The organism is Mycobacterium sp. (assembly GCF_002863225.1).
Classification (GTDB): Bacteria; Actinomycetota; Actinomycetes; order Mycobacteriales; family Mycobacteriaceae; genus Mycobacterium.
Genome location: NZ_PKEK01000077.1, coordinates 14,313 through 31,475, shown reverse-complemented (window position 1 = coordinate 31,475; position 17,163 = coordinate 14,313). Strand labels below are relative to the sequence as shown.

The 17,163-nt window shown below is 65.3% G+C and carries 22 protein-coding genes and 2 pseudogenes; 8 read left to right on the top strand and 16 right to left on the bottom strand.

Translation table 11 applies throughout. From position 1 onward, the window contains the following. From CYU59_RS23640 to CYU59_RS23605, 8 genes and pseudogenes are all read right to left on the bottom strand, one after another. Nucleotides 1–286: pseudogene (locus CYU59_RS23640) on the bottom strand (hypothetical protein); the annotation flags it as partial. Nucleotides 287–406: 120 nt separating this feature from the next. After that, a complete protein-coding gene (locus CYU59_RS23635) occupies nucleotides 407–730 on the bottom strand; it encodes a type II toxin-antitoxin system PemK/MazF family toxin (RefSeq protein ID WP_293003399.1) in 324 nt (107 codons plus the stop codon). Further along, entirely contained in the window at nucleotides 727–936 is a 210-nt protein-coding gene (locus tag CYU59_RS23630) for an antitoxin MazE5 (protein ID WP_293003397.1), read from the bottom strand. Before CYU59_RS23630 ends, CYU59_RS23635 begins: the two co-directional genes overlap by 4 nt. Before the next feature lie 160 nt (nucleotides 937–1,096). Beyond that, complete coding sequence (locus CYU59_RS23625) at nucleotides 1,097–3,604, bottom strand: hypothetical protein (RefSeq protein WP_293003395.1); 2,508 nt, start codon at nucleotides 3,602–3,604, stop codon at nucleotides 1,097–1,099. Between the two features lie 85 nt (nucleotides 3,605–3,689). Further along, nucleotides 3,690–4,397: a hypothetical protein gene (locus tag CYU59_RS23620; protein WP_293003393.1), complete on the bottom strand. Its 708-nt coding sequence runs from the start codon at nucleotides 4,395–4,397 to the stop codon at nucleotides 3,690–3,692. Next, on the bottom strand, nucleotides 4,390–4,779 hold the full coding sequence (locus CYU59_RS23615) for a hypothetical protein (RefSeq protein ID WP_293003391.1): 390 nt from the start codon (nucleotides 4,777–4,779) through the stop codon (nucleotides 4,390–4,392). Before CYU59_RS23615 ends, CYU59_RS23620 begins: the two co-directional genes overlap by 8 nt. Before the next feature lie 51 nt (nucleotides 4,780–4,830). Further along, nucleotides 4,831–5,244 carry a type II toxin-antitoxin system VapC family toxin gene (locus CYU59_RS23610; protein ID WP_293003389.1) on the bottom strand — a complete coding sequence of 138 codons (414 nt, stop codon included), beginning with the start codon at nucleotides 5,242–5,244 and terminating at the stop codon, nucleotides 4,831–4,833. Beyond that, nucleotides 5,241–5,510, bottom strand: coding sequence for a type II toxin-antitoxin system VapB family antitoxin (locus tag CYU59_RS23605; protein ID WP_293003387.1), 270 nt, complete (start codon nucleotides 5,508–5,510; stop codon nucleotides 5,241–5,243). The genes CYU59_RS23610 and CYU59_RS23605 overlap by 4 nt, the downstream gene beginning before the upstream one ends. Before the next feature lie 119 nt (nucleotides 5,511–5,629). On the opposite strand from CYU59_RS23605, the gene CYU59_RS23600 reads away from it, so the two are divergent. Further along, on the top strand, nucleotides 5,630–6,709 hold the full coding sequence (locus tag CYU59_RS23600; RefSeq protein ID WP_293003385.1) for a DUF6036 family nucleotidyltransferase: 1,080 nt from the start codon (nucleotides 5,630–5,632) through the stop codon (nucleotides 6,707–6,709). A gap of 22 nt (nucleotides 6,710–6,731) precedes the next feature. On the opposite strand, the gene CYU59_RS23595 is transcribed toward CYU59_RS23600, so the two are convergent. The 4 genes from CYU59_RS23595 to CYU59_RS23580 all read right to left on the bottom strand — a co-directional run bounded on the left by CYU59_RS23595 (nucleotide 6,732) and on the right by CYU59_RS23580 (nucleotide 9,191). Further along, nucleotides 6,732–7,064, bottom strand: a complete 333-nt coding sequence (locus tag CYU59_RS23595; RefSeq protein WP_293003383.1) for a hypothetical protein — start codon at nucleotides 7,062–7,064, stop codon at nucleotides 6,732–6,734. 100 nt (nucleotides 7,065–7,164) lie between these two features. Continuing rightward, nucleotides 7,165–8,217, bottom strand: coding sequence for a macro domain-containing protein (locus CYU59_RS23590; protein WP_293003381.1), 1,053 nt, complete (start codon nucleotides 8,215–8,217; stop codon nucleotides 7,165–7,167). A gap of 19 nt (nucleotides 8,218–8,236) precedes the next feature. Beyond that, the gene (locus CYU59_RS23585) at nucleotides 8,237–8,863 is read right to left on the bottom strand and encodes a DUF4433 domain-containing protein (protein WP_293003379.1); all 627 of its coding nucleotides are present in this window, start codon (nucleotides 8,861–8,863) and stop codon (nucleotides 8,237–8,239) included. Nucleotides 8,864–8,885: 22 nt separating this feature from the next. Next, nucleotides 8,886–9,191, bottom strand: coding sequence for a hypothetical protein (locus CYU59_RS23580; RefSeq protein WP_293003377.1), 306 nt, complete (start codon nucleotides 9,189–9,191; stop codon nucleotides 8,886–8,888). A 129-nt stretch (nucleotides 9,192–9,320) separates the two neighbouring features. Here CYU59_RS23580 and CYU59_RS23575 point away from each other — a divergent pair, with 129 nt between their 5' ends. The 7 genes and pseudogenes from CYU59_RS23575 to CYU59_RS23545 all read left to right on the top strand — a co-directional run bounded on the left by CYU59_RS23575 (nucleotide 9,321) and on the right by CYU59_RS23545 (nucleotide 14,044). Then, nucleotides 9,321–10,055, top strand: a complete 735-nt coding sequence (locus CYU59_RS23575; RefSeq protein ID WP_293003375.1) for a hypothetical protein — start codon at nucleotides 9,321–9,323, stop codon at nucleotides 10,053–10,055. Next, nucleotides 10,003–10,178, top strand: a pseudogene (locus CYU59_RS23570) (transposase); the annotation flags it as partial. The gene CYU59_RS23575 and the pseudogene CYU59_RS23570, both read left to right, overlap by 53 nt. A gap of 3 nt (nucleotides 10,179–10,181) precedes the next feature. Beyond that, nucleotides 10,182–11,525, top strand: coding sequence for a transposase (locus tag CYU59_RS23565; protein ID WP_293003373.1), 1,344 nt, complete (start codon nucleotides 10,182–10,184; stop codon nucleotides 11,523–11,525). 119 nt (nucleotides 11,526–11,644) lie between these two features. Beyond that, on the top strand, nucleotides 11,645–11,875 hold the full coding sequence (locus CYU59_RS23560) for a hypothetical protein (protein ID WP_293003371.1): 231 nt from the start codon (nucleotides 11,645–11,647) through the stop codon (nucleotides 11,873–11,875). 10 nt (nucleotides 11,876–11,885) lie between these two features. Beyond that, entirely contained in the window at nucleotides 11,886–12,332 is a 447-nt protein-coding gene (locus CYU59_RS23555; RefSeq protein WP_293003369.1) for a hypothetical protein, read from the top strand. Continuing rightward, nucleotides 12,329–12,943, top strand: coding sequence for a hypothetical protein (locus tag CYU59_RS23550; RefSeq protein ID WP_293003367.1), 615 nt, complete (start codon nucleotides 12,329–12,331; stop codon nucleotides 12,941–12,943). The genes CYU59_RS23555 and CYU59_RS23550 overlap by 4 nt, the downstream gene beginning before the upstream one ends. A gap of 180 nt (nucleotides 12,944–13,123) precedes the next feature. Next, nucleotides 13,124–14,044: a phage Gp37/Gp68 family protein gene (locus CYU59_RS23545; RefSeq protein WP_293003365.1), complete on the top strand. Its 921-nt coding sequence runs from the start codon at nucleotides 13,124–13,126 to the stop codon at nucleotides 14,042–14,044. Nucleotides 14,045–14,393: 349 nt separating this feature from the next. Here the strand turns inward: CYU59_RS23545 and CYU59_RS23540 are convergent, their stop codons facing one another. The 4 genes from CYU59_RS23540 to CYU59_RS23525 all read right to left on the bottom strand — a co-directional run bounded on the left by CYU59_RS23540 (nucleotide 14,394) and on the right by CYU59_RS23525 (nucleotide 17,162). Beyond that, nucleotides 14,394–14,696 carry a toxin gene (locus CYU59_RS23540; RefSeq protein WP_293003363.1) on the bottom strand — a complete coding sequence of 101 codons (303 nt, stop codon included), beginning with the start codon at nucleotides 14,694–14,696 and terminating at the stop codon, nucleotides 14,394–14,396. Further along, nucleotides 14,693–14,920 carry a ribbon-helix-helix protein, CopG family gene (locus CYU59_RS23535; protein WP_293003361.1) on the bottom strand — a complete coding sequence of 76 codons (228 nt, stop codon included), beginning with the start codon at nucleotides 14,918–14,920 and terminating at the stop codon, nucleotides 14,693–14,695. The genes CYU59_RS23540 and CYU59_RS23535 overlap by 4 nt, the downstream gene beginning before the upstream one ends. Before the next feature lie 269 nt (nucleotides 14,921–15,189). Continuing rightward, nucleotides 15,190–16,578, bottom strand: a complete 1,389-nt coding sequence (locus CYU59_RS23530) for a hypothetical protein (protein WP_293003359.1) — start codon at nucleotides 16,576–16,578, stop codon at nucleotides 15,190–15,192. Beyond that, nucleotides 16,494–17,162 (bottom strand): hypothetical protein, encoded by a 669-nt coding sequence (locus CYU59_RS23525; protein ID WP_293003357.1) that lies wholly within the window; start codon nucleotides 17,160–17,162, stop codon nucleotides 16,494–16,496. Before CYU59_RS23525 ends, CYU59_RS23530 begins: the two co-directional genes overlap by 85 nt. Nucleotide 17,163 lies beyond the last annotated feature (1 nt).

Genomic DNA, 17,163 nt, shown 5'->3' with positions numbered 1-17,163 from the left:
TCTTCGCGTTGTCCTCGTCTTGGCCGACGTAGGTCGCGGCGTGCTCTTCGAACCGGCCTGCATATTGGTGGAAGTCAGCGACTTTCGCGTTGAGGGGGCCCTCGGCGTTGGCCATGCCGGCGGTGATGCCGACCGCGGTCGGGTATCCCATCGGGCCGTGGCTTTCGAAGATGCGTTGCACCTCGGTGGTGGCCTGCGGCGAGATCAGCTGGGTGCGTAACCCCAGCTCGCGATAAGACTCCGCGACCCGCAACAAATCCCGCGGATCAGCCTTCAACTCCGCCACCGCACCTCCCCTCTCAAAGCACTATTGTCGCAGCTCACCCAGCCACAACACCACGCTAACTTCTCGCCACCGAGAACCACGCACGTAGACGCACAAATCGCGGCTGCGGCTTCCCCGGTGTCACGGCCGCCAGTCCACCGCGACGGCCAACGCCGCGCAGACCGCACGCATCCGCTCATCCGCCAACCGACCCAACCGCTCCCCCAGATCCTCGACCGCGACCCGCTCCACCAGATCCAGATTCACCGCCGCCCGGCGCGGGACAGGATCACGGCCCGGCTCCAACACCACCTCACTGCCCAGCCCCCGCACCGTCGTCGTACACGGCGCCACCAACACCCGCCGCAACCGCGGAATCGCAGCGTCACGTGACAGAACAACAGCCGGGCGACGACCCACCCCAGAATCCAGCCACCACACCTCACCGCGCGCCGGCAACATCATCCGAGCGCACCCCAGGCGTCGGGCTCGTCGACCGGAAGCGTGTCGTAGGCGCGGTAGCTGTCGTCGAGCTCGGCGGCCCGATTCTCCGCAAGCAGCGCGGCCAGCGCCTCGTCAAACAACGCGTGGTCCTTGCAGTCGGCGCGCAACGCGCGGGCGCCGGCGAGCAACTCAGCATCGACCGTGGTGCTGATCCGTATGCGCGCCATCCCACGAGTGTGGCACGCGCGAGTGACAGCGACAGGCGCAAGAAACTGGCGGGCTGTTGCGCGGTTATGCCGGGCCACACCGCCCGCGCCCTATCCGCGAGCCGCTACTTGGGCCGTTGGCCGAGAAATTCAACCCACCAAGCCGCGTACGAATCCGCTTCTACGCGGCTGCGGCCGCGTCAGCTGGGCTCAATGGTGCTCCAGCCAGGCGGGATGCATACAGCAAGTCAGCCATGCCCTCGACGGAGTTGTAGTTACGGAGGCTCTCAACTACTTCGGCGGCGCGGGCTTTTGCCAGCAATCGCGCCAACTCCGGTGCGCCGAAGCTAACTCTGCTTTTCGCATTGTCGTACTCAACGAGAGCCCCGAGGCGATCCTGTTGAACCCCGGCCCACAACTCTTCGCTGACCGGTTTGCGAAGCTCGAACAACCGCAAAACCTCTTCGCACGCCGCACCAGTCTGCTGGCCTGCACGTACGGCCAGATGCATCTGTTTGGCCGCGATCCGTAGACGCTCCCGCTCATCAAACCTGTTGGCCTGCTGCCATTCCCAGTTCATGGCCACTTCACACCGATGCGCAGTGTGGCCGATCTTGGACGCCGCTGCCTGCGCCCCGTCAAACGTCGCGAGTTTGGCCGCCGACACTTCCACCGGCTGCGCTCCGAGCTCCTGCGCCCATTCCATCTGGTTGGCCATCTTGATCGACGACGCGATCGCCAACACCTTCGTGCCCGGGGCTGCCATCTCCCGCGCCTTTGCCTGTTCGACAACGACTTTCAGCGGATTTGACCCGCCACCGGCCGCTGCCGATTCCGACAGTGCCTGACCGACAACAGGATCGTTGATCGCCAGCTTCACATCCTGCGGGATACGCACCCCCATCGGAATGTAGGAGGCGCCTTCGCTGGTCGCCAGCCACGCCGTCACACCACCGGTGCGCTCATAAATCAGAGACACCGCATAGTCGATCCCGAAGTGACCCGCCAAAGTGGTCTGAGCAAGCAGCGCGGTGATGACATCCGAACCGGCAGCCATCGCACGGTCCACCAGCACCGCGCCGGTCGCACCGTCAGCACCGATCGACCGAACACCGCCGTGATGAGCCTGCGGCATACCAACCGGCGCGAACTGCGCACCCGGCGGCGCACCCTGGATCGACGGCGGCGCGCCCCCCGCCGGCGGTGGCGCAGCAGGCGGCGGCGTCGGCGGCGTCGAGGGCCCCACCAGACCGGAACCGCCACCAACCGAGGACACCGGCGGCGCACCACCCATCGAACCGCCAGGCGGCATCATCCCCATCGGCGGCGCACCACCCATACCGCCCACCGACGCAGGGGTCGTACCCGCCGCCGGATTCACCGGCGCGGTCTGCGCCGCCAACTGCGCCGCCACCGGCGCAACATTCTGCGCAACCTGACTGCCCGCATTCGCCACCGCGCCAAGACCATTGGCCGCGCTGTTGACCGCGCCCGCCGCCAACTTCGCCGACGTCTCCGCCGCACCTGTTCCAAGGCCAGCCAGACCTGAGCCCGCGCCAGTGCCTGCGCCGGTGCCTGCACCTGACCCCAAACCGGCGCCGGTCCCGGCGCCGGGGAGGCCCGCCGCGCCCGGGTTCATCATCGACGCCGGCTGTGCCGAAGCAGGATTCGCGCCCGACATATTGCCGAAATTGCCCATTCCGCCGCCCAGCGATGACAACGGCGAACCACCACCCGCTGACGAACCGCCACCCGCCGAAGACAACGGTGACATCAACTTCCCGATAATCGAACTGCTACTTCCGCCCTGCGAGGCCGACGACCCCGGAGTTCCGGACCCTGAGGGCGTTCCATTCATTGTTGCTGAGGCGGGTTCGATCTTGGGTGACTGAGGCTGGCCTTGGTCCGGCTGCATTGTCGGACCCTTGCCCTGTCCCGGCAGAGACTGATCCAGCTCGCCCGGATTAGCGGGCGCGTCTTTGAATGTTTGGTAATTGTCGACGTTTTGCACATTGAAACCGCCGCCCGGCGCAGCGGGCGCGGGCAGTCCGCCACTTCCGCTGGACATCGGTTTGGCGGCAGGAGAACCTCCGGCTTTAGGGATTTGCCTGGGCATCGTGAAGTTGGTGACACCCAGGTTCTGTGCCCCGATGGCGCCGGCTGCTGTCTCGGATGCCGAGGCAACTTCGTCCTGGCCGAGTTGGATGGCGGCATTGATTCGTGCTTTCAGTTCAAGCCAGAGGCCTTGGGCAATCGCTCCCTGCATCGCCGCTTCAGCCGCTTTGATTTGAGGCTCGAGCTCGTTCTTTGCGGCCGTGATCGTGGCCTCGGCGGCAGAAACGCTTTCGGCCATGTGCAGCTTCGCAGCCCAGATCGCCGAGGCCACCCCCTGAGCCGCGGTGGCGTTGCGCTGGTACGCCTTATAGCGATTTTCCAGTGTGGCCGCGCGAATCTGAATCAACCCACACGCGGCCTCAATGAAGGGACCCTCTTGGTCAACGCGTACGAGCGTGTAAATGTCTCGCTGCGGCCCCTCCGCCTCACTCATCAACCGCTTGCCCTCGTTCAGCAGCGCCCGGCTGTACGCCTGCCAAGCCGACGAAGAACTCTGCGGCCAAAAGAAACTCAGGATCTGGGCCGCATGCTCCGAACTCGGCTTTGGAATATCATCGCCACCAACAGCAGCCATTACGACTCCAAGGAAGTAAGCGCCAAGGAGCTAGCGATCCCGGCCGAGAATGCCTGGAGAAGGTCGTAGCTGCCGTCGATCACGATCAACGCGGCGCCAACCGATCGCACAACACATCCATCGTGTCGGCCGATTCACGGACTAAGTGGTATGTGTTGCCGTTCGCAGGATCGAAAGTCGAGTCGGCTGTGTCCAGTGCGTGTAGCGCGCTGGAAGCTGAGTGCGCGGACTGACTGAGCACGGAGGTTGTCCCTGGCGCGATTCCGGCCGATAGTGCATCGCCGGCCTCGCCATAAAGGCCGGCGGCTTTACGCACTGCCGCCGACCACTCAGGTGTGCCACGAACCGCTGGATCCAGAATTGTCATACCCTCCGGAAGCTTAGGCATCGCGGCTTGCGCTGCGTGGATCTTGTCGCCTGCGGCCAGCCAGGCGTTGCAGGTTTGCCGGTCAGCCTGGGCGGTCGGGAGTGGAGCTGGCGGTGCTGGCGCGGCTGGTGTCGCGGTCACCGTGACGGCCGGCGCGGTCGAGTGGCCGGCGACGGCGTCGGTGCGCACGACCTGTGAGGTGATCAGCGCTGTGACCGTGGCAGCGATCGCCGCGCCTGCTGCGGCGGCGAGGGCGAAGCCGTGCCAGCGGCGGGTGGTGTCTCGCGGTGGGCGGGCGATTGGCACGAAGGCCAAGTCGGGTCGCACGCCGGGTGGCGGCGGGTACTGGGGGTTCTGCGGGTGGTCGTAATGCGGCTGCGGCTGGGGCTGCGGCGCGACTGGGACCCGAGATGTGGTGTCAGGCATAGGATGTCCCTCCTGCTGCGGGGGTTGAGGCCTTCAGCATGGGGAACTGCAAGGTCGTGAGCGGTTCCCCTGCGACGATCGTGTCGTCTGCGTTTTGTTGGTCTTGTTGTTGAAGCGCTGGAGGCGACTCTTCGAGCGCCTCCATTTGTTTTGAGGCGGCTGCGACGTCGGCGGTGTTGACGGTCTGGTTGAGCGATTCGATCGCGCCGACAACGAGCCCGGCTGCGGTGTCGACCGGCGAGATTGATGCACCTGCTTTGGCCGCCACTTTCGCGGGCTCGGCGACCGCTTTCGGGGCACTGGCTTGAGCGGTGCTGGAAGCCTTAGACGCGGCGGCCCGAAGGTCGGCCGGCCTGATCTTGGTTTCGTCGGTGGTGCTCATAGCGTTATTGTCCCAGGACTTGCCGACATTGGAAACCGCTTTCTGGACCGGCTAGGTCGGCCAGTAGCCGACCAGGCCGTCGAAGTGGAGGTCGGTCTGCGCAAAATCGTTTCCGACAGCGATTAGGGGTTCGTGGGCGAGCTTCGCTGTCGCGTACGCCATGGTGTCGCCGTAGTTGAGGGCTGCTGGATGACGGCCTTTGCCGAAGTCGATGTAAGCGCGGTGCGCGACCGCAACATGGTCGGCGGTCAGGGGCTGAATGCCGAGGTTGATCGCGGCGGCGAGTCGGTCGAACGCGACCCTGGCAGTCAGGCCGAAGCGGTTCGTGAGGACGATCAGGGTCTCGACGGCGTTGGCAGCGGACATGACGGGGCTGCGGTCGCCGGCTAGAGCGGCCGCGATCTGCTCTGCGTGGGGGCTTTCGCGCTGCAGTAGCGCTACAGCTGCTGAGGAGTCGAGAATCATTGGCTTACACCGGTTTCGGGGTCGTAGCCGAGGGCTTGTTCGCGTTCGGCTTTGGTGATGGGGCCGCCAGCTGGGAGCAGCGGCCAGATCTCGTTGTGCAGTACGTCGAGTAGTTCGTCGGCCCGGTTGCCGGTGCGGGTCTGGGTGACTTCGATCTGGGCGCGGAGTGCATGCCGGATCGCGTCGATCCGGCTCGGAAGGTGCATTCGCTTCGCCAGCTCGTCGGCGAGCTCGATGACCTCGTCATCCTTCACGGTAAACGCCATAGGTATATGGTACCAGATATGGGGTAGTCGGTACCTCGTGCGCGCGTTGCTCTGGACAGCTGCGGCCCCATGAGAACGGCGTAGTCAACTTCCGAACATGTTGCGCGTATGTTAGAGGCATGGAGCTTTGGTCTGTCGACGAGGCCGCTGACCATTGGTCGGTCACGCCGGCTCGGGCGCGAGGCATCCTGTCCGGGCGAGGGATCCAGCGCGTCTCCGGGTATCCCGCGGACGCCGTTCGAGCTGTGCACCGCCGGCAAGGCGCCCGAACAGACCTATCCCCCGTCCCTCGCGCTCTAGGACTCAGTGAGATCGCAGCTGCGATCAGCCGAGCAGGCGACGATCGCACGCGGCTGCGGCTGTTTTTTGAATTCGTTCGCGGCGCCGACGAATCTAGGGCTGCAGCACTGTCTCTGGTCTCCGACGAGCCGCCATGCACAGGGTCGCGCCGGTTCGACGCCCTGCTGGCCGCGATCGCTGAACACCTCGCAGCCCGGTACGGCCGCCCGGGCCCGCTGTGGACGGTCACCGCCGAGCGCTTCCTGCCGGCCGCCTGGTGGATCTCGCCACTGCCATCCGCCCGTTGCCGTGCCGCGGTATGGACGCCGCCGGCCTTTCGCCGCCGCGGCATCTACCTCGATCGAGCCGACCTTCAACAAGACGGGGCACCTTCAACGGCAGAGCCGCTCTTCGACCGCAGCGAGCTCCGGCGCGCGTTCACCGTGCTCGCCGACAAGCTCCAGCGCCGCCGCACTGTCGGCCATGTTCACGTCGTTGGGGGAGCTGCAATGCTTCTGGCGTACGACCCGACGAGGTCCGCGACCCGAGATATCGACGCCCTGTTCTCACCCGATGGCCCCATGGTGGCGGCCATCCGTGAGGTCGCATCTGAGTTCGGCTGGCCATCGACCTGGCTGAACAAGCAAGCGGCCAGTTACGTCGCGCGAAACCCCGGGCAAGGCGCCCTCGTTTTCGATCACCCCTATCTTCAGGTCGCCGCAACTCCAGCCGAACATCTTCTCGCAATGAAAGTGCTTGCGGCACGGCCGGTTCGAGACGCCGACGACATCGCATTCCTGCTCGACTACCTCGACATCACAGCTCGGGCCACCGTGTGGGACGTGGTGCACCGCTACTTCCCCACCAGCGAAATCCCCTCGCGCGCACGCGAACTCGTCAACGACCTGCTTGACAGCTGAGTCTCGGGAAGGGCCTGGCCCGTCAATCAGGACCAATTGTGCGGATGCCCCATCCACGAGTGGGATCGAGGCGGCGCAGCAGCGTCTGGGAGAACACTCGTTGCGCGATCGGGCTGGACCAAGCGTGATATTTGTAGGCGAGCACCCAATGCCCGGCCAGCCACATCCCGACGCCCACCGAAAACACCACGAAATAGCCGGCCGCCGGCACCAATAAGTCTTTGGTTCCGCACACGATCATGAAGGCCAGGCCGAAGACCGCGACGAATATGCCGACGGCACGCATAACAAAGGGCCCGATCAGCCAGGCGACCACGGCCAGAAGAATCGCTCCCCCGAGGTAAGCGAACACCACGACACAAGCATGCCGCTTCGCGGCGCCTCAGCGGTAGCCCCAATGTTGTGCTGCCAAAAACGAGGCAACAATCAGCAAACCGACGGAGCAAGCATCGAAGCTACCGGGACGGTAGCCATCCTTTCGCCCCAAGATTCTCCAATGCGCCACGGATGTGGGTGTCGCTGAACATCCGACCCTTGCGCGGGGTCCAGGCGCGGATATCGTCAACCAAGTGCTCGACGTCGCGTCCCGCGTCAGGCTCCTCGTGGACCAGCCAGTGCACGCTCGCCAGGAGTTCCAGCCCGTAAGGGGTTTCGAAGCCGGCGGCGAGCTCGAGGACCCGGCTGATACGTTCCCAGGTCTGGGGATGCTGGTCGAGGAGTTCTTGAGCTGCGGCGGGGGCATCGGGCAGAACGTCGAGAGGTTCGGCCTGCGCGACGGTGCGGCTGCCATCTCCAAACCCTCGAAGATAGTGCCCTTCAACGACTTTGAGGACTTGCCGCAGGTTGTCGGCATAGGGGCCGTAGCGGTTTCTCTCGTATTTGAGTCGCAGCGGTTCGCCCGCGATCTGCAGGAAGTACATGAGCTTCTGGGACTCGATCAGCGATGCGCTCGCCTCAGCCTGCACCGAGTAGGCGTGCAGCAACGCGATGAGCGCCGCCCGGCCCGCGGTCATGGCGGGGCGGGCGCTGTTGGTGGGCATAGCGGCGGCCGCCGGCGCCCCGACGGGCGGATACAACACCACGTCGACATCGGGGACCGCGGCGAACGCCGACCGGATTAGCGGTTCGACATCGGCCCAATTCAGTCCCCCGTTGCCGCAGCCCAGAGGTGGCACCGCGATAGAGGTGACGCCAAGCTGACGCACGACCCGAATCAGATCGTCGAGCCCGGTCTGGATGTCGCGGAGCTTAGAGCCGGCACGCCAGTGACTCTTGGTCGGGAAGTTGATGATGAACCGGGGGCTGGTCTGGCCGGTCTCCCACACGTGCATCTGGCCGAGGCGGAGTTCGTGGTGGTTGGCGGCGGTCTCGTAGGCCGTGAACATGGCAGGGTAGGCCCGTTTGAACTGCAGCGCGATGCCTTTGCCCATGACACCTACGGTGTTGACCGTGTTGACGAGCGCGTCGACATCGGCGTGTAGCAGGTTGCCGTGGCCGATGCTGATCATGCGCTCTCCTTCCCGTCTCTTAGATGTACCAGTATGGGCGGACATTGACCGGCGTTGTCTTGCCGTAGCGGTTAAGCGTGTCCTGAACGGTCTGGGCTTGTTGTTCGCCGTGCGTGCCGATCTCGGTGATGACGTCGAAGGGAACACGTTGATGGACAAGGCATTCGGCCATACGGCGCTCACGGCGCTCGGGGTCGGCGTCGGTATTCTTCCAGATCTTTACTCGCATGAGCGGCCAGTCAACCAGGTCCTCGGATTCGGCGATAAGCCGGAATTCAGCGAGCGCGAGTTTGGCGTTGCGGTCGGTGGCCAAAACGGTCAGGCCCGCGTCGACGAGCCGATCGGTGTCAGTCACCAGGTAGATCAGGCCGGTGACGTCGCTGCCGAACTCCGGCACGTTGCCCCAGCTGATCGATGACATCATCGGGCTGCGGGGCGCGAAGTAGAACGGAACATAGTCCGCGACCACGCCGTACGGGGCGATCGGCACCGTGCGGGCACGGCGACCGGCCTTGATCGAGGGTTGCCCGGCTTCGCGGCGGATCAGCCCGGACCGGCGTGCAGCCGTGTCGCAGAGCAGTCCGTTGGCGATCACGGTGTCGCGATGCTCGAGGTGAGTGAAATGCAGGACCGGCCTGGTTGGCACAAGCTGTCTCCGGACCACAGTCCTAGTAGTTGCTGTCGGCCTCTGCGTAGCCGACGATCAGACCGCCGGCGTGCAGGCCCATGCGGGTGCCGGCGGCTGCCGGCGGGCTGATCTTCACCACCTGGATCTGGTAGGTGATCCCGTTGTCGTACTCGAGTTCCAACGCGCCGTCGAAGGCGTTGATGACGAACTCGGCGACCGAATTGACCGCGGTGTCGGTGACGTCGACTTCGCCGACCAGGTCGTCGCCTGCATCGTTGACGTGCCCGGCAAAGATGCGGTTCACGGCGCTGCGGAATTGGACAGCGAGGTGGTGCGCGACCGTCATGCAGCCGATTTTACCCAGTCCAGTGCCGTTGAGAGCGCTTCACGAAGGCTCGGAAGCTGCCGCTCGGGAAAGAGGTTTCGTGTCACCGCGCGGCCTTACAGTGCCAGCAGCAATCCAGGAGGGACGACGATGAGTAGCGTAACCGGCGCAGAAACTCAGGTATTTGCACTACCGGACTCGGAGCTGGTGTTCGGGCTCTGCGCCGACCGGCGGCACGCCGTCACCCGCGAGATGGCGCTGCGGGCGGCCGACGTCGGCTCGCTTCGCGACACTGCCACTGGGGCGGTGTGCGGCCAGATCGTGCACGTAGCCCCCAAATGGGGCCCGTACGAACCGGATTCGAAGTACGTACAGCGCGGTCATGTGTGCGAATCCTGCGCCTGGGTCGTCGCCGCCGCTCGCGATGAGCTGCCGGCAAAAATCGCGTCCGTCGCGCCGAGCGAGCACAACCGCGACCTCGTCGCGGCCGCCGTCGGTGATCCGCTGCTCGGCGTCCGGCTGCTGGAGGCGATCGCCGCCGACGACGAACTCGGCCGCCCGTCCCCGAACTGGTATCACCGTTCCCACCGGACCGACCTGCTCGCCTACGCAGCCCAGCACCTCCCGCAGGTCGTCATCTGCGAAGAATGCCTGGACTGCGGCAGCGACGAACGTTACGAGGCCTGCGGCTGCGCCGCCGCCCTATGCACAACCTGCACACTGAGTTCCGGGCCGTGGGCCGGCGAATGGGAGGGCTACACGCTGCAGGAATGCCTGGTGGCAGCACCGTGCTCGGTGCTGCGCGCACTCTGCACGCACTACGAAATCCCACATGCATCGGTTGGTCAAGGCCATCAAGGGCCGGTCATCGAGGGTGCTTCGTGAGGAATTTCCATGGCTGAGATCGAAGCTGCCGTCGTTGTGGACGAGCTCTTATTTTGTGGCCAGGTTGGTGGTGCGCCGTTGTCGGTGATCAAGCGCTACGTCGAAACCCAGAAGGATCGTTGAGCTATGTTGACGGGCAGGCGGTTTCGTGTCGAGTTCACCGACGAACAAGCTGAGTTCGCCGAACAGATCGGCGCGGCGTGTCGGGCGGTGTGGAACACCGGTCTGGAACAGCGCCGTGAGTACCGGCGGCGCGCTGCATGGATGAACTATGCACCGCAGGCCCGCGAGCTGGCGGAGGCCAAAGCCGAGCACGCGTGGCTGGCGACCGTTCCGGGGCACTGCCTGCAGCAGACATTGATGGACCTGGACAGAGCGTGCCGCGACCATGGCACGTTCCGGGTGCGGTGGCGCTCGGGCAGGCGGTGGCCGCCGGGGTTTCGGTTTCCCGAGGGCAACAAGATGGCCGTCGAGCAGCTCAACCGCCGCCACGCGCGAGTGAAGCTGCCCAAGCTGGGCTGGGTGAAGTTTCGGGCCTCGCGCAGCTTGGACGGTGAAACCCTGCGTTCGGCAACGGTATCGAGGCAGGGCCGGCATTGGTTTGTGTCGTTCCTCGTCTACGACGGGGTGAGCACCCCGCGGGTACACTGCTCGCCGGGCTGCGCGGTGGGCATCGACCGTGGGGTGGTGGTCGCCGTCGCGACCAGTGACGGTGAACTGACTGACCGTGAATTCGTCACCGGCGGCGAGCGTCGCCGGGTCGTGGCGTTGCAGCGCAAGTTGTCTCGGTCGGCTCGGGGCTCGGCCAACCGCTACAGGACGCGGACACAACTGGCCAGGTTGCGTGGCGCCGAGCGGGATCGCCGCAAGGACTTCTGCGCCCAGACCGCGCACCGGCTGACCCAGACCAACGCGGTGGTGGTGCTCGAAGCCCTCAAGACCGCGCAGATGAGTAAGTCAGCGAAAGGAACACTCTACGAGCCCGGCCGCAATGTGAGAGCCAAGGCCGGCCTCAACCGCGCCATCCTGGCCAAGGGATGGCATCAGTTCGACCTGGCGCTGCACTCAGCGGCCCGCTACAGCGGGACTCTGGTGGTTACAGTGCCGGCGGCGTACACGTCGCAACGCTGTTCTGCGTGTGGACAGGTGGACCCGAAATCCCGTGAGAGCCAAGCGGTATTCCGGTGCACCAGCTGCTCGTCCGTTGAGCACGCGGATGTGAACGCCGCAAAAAATGTACTGGCCGCAGGGCTTGCGGTCACCGCCTGTGAAGACCAACCCCTGCCCTCGGGCGAGCAGAGGTCGCCGAAGCAGGAACCAGCAGGAAACCGCGAGGAAGTACTGCTCCAACCCACCCGTGCTACCGCAGCAGGACCAAGTTGGAATCCCCCGGCTTCAGCCGTGGGGAGGAAGTCAAGCTCGTTGTCCATTGGGTGCGAAGGCCCGGTCGGCCGCGTGGAGTCGGCGTGACGGCGGGCTAGCGGCCCGCTGCGCCGGTTTTCTTACGTCTCTGAGCGTGAGCGGCCCTCGCCAAGCACTTTCGTGTCCGCTTTGGGCCTTACAGTCCGGGAAGACAGAAAGGAACCACGGTGAATCATTTCGCATCCGAGACCATGCTGGCCGCAGCGCACGATCCCAGCAGCGCTCATAACGGCGGGCGCAGCATGGTCGACACGCTGCTCAACGGGTTCCTCTGGCGCTTCGGCAGCGACGCCGCGAACACTGTGTTCCATTCCGCACCAACAATATTCGCCGGTGTAGCTCTCGCCGCCATTGCCGTCGCTGTCGTGCGGCGGCTCCGGCGCCGCAACCAATTCTGAGGAGACCGACATGGTCGCTGGTGTCGAGGATGCCGAACTGACGCGCTATGAGGCGATCGTCGCCGCGCACACATTCCGTTGGCTCGGCGTCGACGAAGTCGGTGATGAAGCGCACTGCGCGTGCGGCGTGATCGTCCACACCGAGGAACAGGAGTTCGCGCATATCAATCAGGCCGTGATCGCCGAGTTGTGGAGTCCAACGGCATCCGTTGTGGCCACAGCTGATGAGCTCGCTGCGCTGCCGCCGCGGTCGGTGATCCTAGCGCGGCCAGGGCGGGACAACGCAGTATTCCGGCTTCTCAATTTCTGCGATCAGGCCTGGGGCAACGCCGTGGGCAAATTTCGGACCGTGCCCGCTCTCCTGCCGGCGCTGGTGTTGGAGCGGGGCCCCGACAGGCATTTCGCTGTCGCAGCTGGAATGCGCTCGGAGGCCGCACGTGTGAGAGGGTCGCAATGACGGGACGCAATGCCGGTGGCGGCGTGACAGTGGCGGCCGCGAGTGTGGCGGCACTGGCGGTCGTGAGCGCCTTCGGCGCCGGCTACGCGGTCGGTCGGCCACCCGCCGTTCCACCGGCGTCCAGCGCGTACGCCGCCGGCAATCCGCAAGAGCTGGCGCCCGGTGTGGTCGATGCCCCGATCTTCTACGACCTTGCCGAGGCACCGTGCGAATTGGCGCCGCAAACTCCGGGCGACCAAGGCGCGCCGGCATCACCCGATGATGCTTCCGGGTGCATCACCGACCGTGGCCAGCAGTTCACGTTGTATCTCCACGGGGCATGGGTCGTCGACGCCGTTGCCTTCCGGCCGGACCGAGTACTCGGCGGCCGCCGCGTTCTTCGCGTGCACTGGACATTCGGCCGCGCCGGTATGGACCTCTACCAAGATGTTCGCGCCTTCGACGACCCCGGTGCGGGCATCTCGAGGCTGCCGCTACCGCCCCCAGGTGCGCTCGCTTCCTGCGTGAGAGGGGAGGTGGAGCGATTGGGTGAGGCTTCGCCCGCGCCTGCTTTCGAGTTGATTGGTCACCCCGTCGCGGGCCGGCATGATCGGCCACTGTGCGATGAATAGGACGTCTGGGGCCGCTCCCGTAGATCACGAGATAGGCCCTCCCCCAGCGTATTTAGCTGCTCCGGTCGACCTGGTCAGTGTGTTGCGGGCTGTGGGCGAGCACCTGGACCTGCCGGGGACACAGCGGTCGGACCGGACGCGGGTCGGCGAGGTCGCTGCTCAACTCGCACAGAGGTCGGCGTGAGTATCACCGAGATCGGCTGGACGGGCTGGACGTGGAATCCAACCTCGGGATGCAATCGAATTTCCCCAGGGTGCGCGAACTGTTATGCGATGTTGATGGCGAAACGCCTCAAAGCAATGGGGGCGGCAAAGTATCAGGTCGACGGAGATCCGCGCACGAGCGGCCCGGGGTTCGGACTCACCGTGCACCCTACGGTCATCGACGAGCCATTGCGTTGGCGCACACCACGTCTGGTATTCGTGAACAGTATGTCGGACATTGGGCACGCCCGGATCCCGCGGGCTGTGCTGGCGCGGATTTGGGCGGTCATGGCGCTGACTGGCCGGCATCAGTACCAGGTCCTCACGAAGCGGCCGAAGCGAATGGCGTTATTGCTCAACGACTCCGGTTTTGTCGCGCAGGTCGCTGCTGAGGCCACCGACATCATCGGGGCGACACCACCGCACTTGGGTCGTTGGCGCTTGGACCTTGGCGGCAGCCGGCTGGTCGGCGACTCCGGGTTCGGCCGGGTGTGGGAGGTGGTGAAAACACCCCGCGGGAATCGGTGGATGCCGCCGTGGCCGCTGCCGAACGTGTGGATGGGCACCTCGGTCGAATCCGACGAATACTGCTGGCGCGCAGACTATCTGCGAGCTATTCCCGCTGCGGTTCGGTTCTTGTCGTGTGAGCCGTTGCTATCTGGGCTGCCGAACCTGGACTTCGCGGGGATCGATTGGGTCATTGTGGGCGGCGAAAGCGGCCCCGGCTATCGGTCTTTGAACCTGGACTGGGTGCGCGATCTCCGCGATCGCCGCGGGGGTGTCGCGTTCTTTTTCAAGCAGGTTGGTGGGCGGACCCCGAAAGCTGGTGGCCGCAGTTTGGATGGCCGAACGTGGAACGAATTTCCCTCTGCTGCAGCGGAGCTCGTCAACGCGTAAGGCTGTAGTCCGGCGGAGAACCAACGAAAGGTTGTGGTGAGTGATCACGAGCGTGGAGCGGTTGATGGATGTCATTTGTGAAGTCGCGCTGCGTTGCGGAATCGGTGTCTTGGCTTGCCTGGCCGTGGTCTTGGTGGTGGTCGGGATTGCGCTGCTGGTGGAGCGTCGATCTGTCGGCAGCTTCCGGAATGCTGTTGTCCTGCAGCGGTTGTTTCGCCGGTTGCTCATGACGGCTGCGCTCGCGCCTTCGTCACAGGGCTGGCGTATGGCCAGTTGTTGCACATCCCGATCAGGCCGCTGGGACCCACCGGCGGTGTCCACCTCGGCTGATCCGCGCGCGGTCGGTGTACTAGGAGATGAGGGCGGCGACGGTGGCGGAGGCCTCGGCAAGTGCCGTGGTGCCGATGTTTGCGATGGCGTCGTCGAGGGCGGCCAACGGAAGCCAGTGCACCAGTTCGGGTAGCGTCGCGCCTTCCGGATCTTGAGTGCTGACGACTAAAGACATTGTCTCGCTGGGGAGTTCGCCCGGGATGAACGGGCATACGACGAGTCTGCCGGTGCCGGCGGCCAGGTGAATCGCGTTGGACAGCACAACGACGAACAGTTCGCGGTCGGTGTCGCGGCGGGGCATGACGTCGCCCGGTTTGATCACAGACCCGAGTCCCGGTTCGCCTGATAAACCATGTCAGCGTAGGTGTCAATGCCGAGCGCTGGGACCGTGGCTGTTGTGTAGCGCTCCAACGACATTCGGAGATGTTCGTTCTGCAGGGCGCGCTCGATAAGTTCGGAGCGGTTGAGGCCGGCGGCTCTGGCATCAGCGTCAGCTGTCGCGAGGACCTCGCGGTCGAGTGTCGCGGAGATCTTCTCTTTAGCCATACGATCATCCTACTGCCGGTGGGACATGTATCGGCGCATGAGGGCGCACGGTGCGCCCCGGCTGGGGGCTTTTCGGAAACTTTTTTTCAGCGCTTGTCGCGGGGGCATCGGTCGTGCGCCATGGCTGATGGCGCGCGGTGCGGACAGGGTGGCGCGGCGCTGGGGGTGTCTGGCGCACTTGTGGGCCCGGGTTGGCGCAGGAATGTAGGTGCTCGTGTGATGGTGTCGCGACTGTTCCGTGATGCACGGTGCATCACCGCGGGGGTCGTTTAGCTGATGACGATGGGCAGTGTGGCGTTGCGGATGCGTCGGACGAGTTCTTCGTTGGTGGGGACGGCGCTGCCGGGGTCGTCGACGTCGGCGCCGGCATCGCCGATGAGCCGGGTCAGCGTTTGGGCCAGGGTGCTTTCGCTGTCCTCGTCGGGTAGCGCTGGATAGGGCATCGGCCAGGCGATGTTGTCGCTGTCGAGGAAGAATGCGGCGCCGGCGTCGAGATAGGCCTTTTCGAGTACTCCGCTGGCGGGCACGGAAGTGCCGCAGGTGACGATAACGGTGTGGTTGTGGGTGACGATCCAGCAGTCCGGGTTGCGGGGGTCGCTGTAGTAGCGGGTGGGTGTGGTGGGGTCGGCCAGCTGAACCTCGGGAGGTATGGCCTGAAGGGCGAGTTGGAATCCGAGTTCGTCGCGGCGGCGTGAGAGTTGGAGGCGGTTGAGCCAGTTTTGAACGATCGGTTGGCGCTGGTGTGTGGCGGTGATGATGTAAGCGGCGTGAGCGATCGGTGCTCCTCCGGCGACCTGCGCGGCGTGGGCGGCTGCGAGGGGGTTGGCGACTTGGTGGTGCAGGAACAGGGCGGCCTGTCCGGTGGTGCGTGTGGGTCGCGGTTGGGCGAAGTCGAGGTCGGCGGTCGCGGCGTGCTGGAGGCCGTGGTTGTCGGAGAAGTGGTCGTGGCCGCGGTGATGCCGGTAGGCGCCGCAGACGTCGTGCTGGAGCTCGGCGGTGATGGTGTCGACGGCGACCCGGAGTGTGGGCGAGCTGTCCGGGGTGAGAACAGCGGGTAGTGCGGTGAGGTCACGGTGTGCGGTGCCCGGGGCGACGGCAGTTGATGGGGTGCCGGGTCGCCAGGCCAGCATGGCGTCGCGGTCACGGAGCCCGTAGGACCACCACGGCAGTTTGGTGCGTAGGAGGTTCGCGATGTCGTCCCAGGTGTGGGGCTGCGCGTCGGGCGGTATGCCGTCGGCGACCCAGATCGCCGGCTGGTTGCGGCGCTGCCCTTCGGGTGTGGCGTTGTAGTCGTCGTCGGGGATGACGACAGCGGTGACAGTGGGCAGCAGGGCGAGAAGGCGCAAGGCGGTGTCCGCGGGTGGGGCGCCGCGGCTGTCCCGGACGGGGAAGGCGATTGCGACGTGGCCGCGGTCGTCGGCGGGATCCCAGATGTACGCCACGACTTCATGCCCGCCTGCGCCAACCTCCAAGGCTTGGCTGAACAGTAGGCGGGCGGCTGTGCGGCGGTGATTCGGCGTGAGATACAAGCGTGGGATCGCGGCGGTGTACGGGGCATCGGGCCGGTGGCTGATCACGAAGTCGTAGATGGTGGATCGGCTCCAGCGGTCGCTGCTGAATGGGGCCGAGGTCTGGGCGATGAAAAAATCACGTGCCAAGGTGCGGGTGGGATCGACCCTGTCGAGGATGGCGGAGACGTCACCACGTGGCGTCGGGAACGGGAAATTGCAGCATCGATTATCTCGCTGTCCGGTGTAGTTGTCGCGTTCGGATGGTCGCGCGGGCGCAGTTGAGAAGACGCGTTGGTAGCGAGCGTATGACGGTGCCCTTGTATTTCGTCACTGTGACAGCACTTTTCGGACTGCGCTCCCCCATCCCCCGCTTGGATCAGCGGTGGGTCGGCGGGGAACGGCCGGCTGGCCACCCATGCGACGCGGTTCTTCGGGATCGGCTGGAGCACACGGATTTCGGGATAGTCGCCGGCGCAGCGATGAACGTCGATGCCGGTGACGTCGGTTTGCCACAGATCCCACTCTGTTGCTTCCGAGCGGAATCCGCCGATCGCGAGCGCTCCCGCTGACAGCATCCACGCCTGCGCCGGGGTGGGCGATAACGAGATCCACGGGTTGCGGTGATCGTCCTCGATGCCGTTGACGGCCGGGCGGCACCCGATCCGAAGCCCCTCGTCGGCGATGCTGGCGCGTCGATTGGCGGGTGCCCAGTGATAGCCGACGGCGCTCATG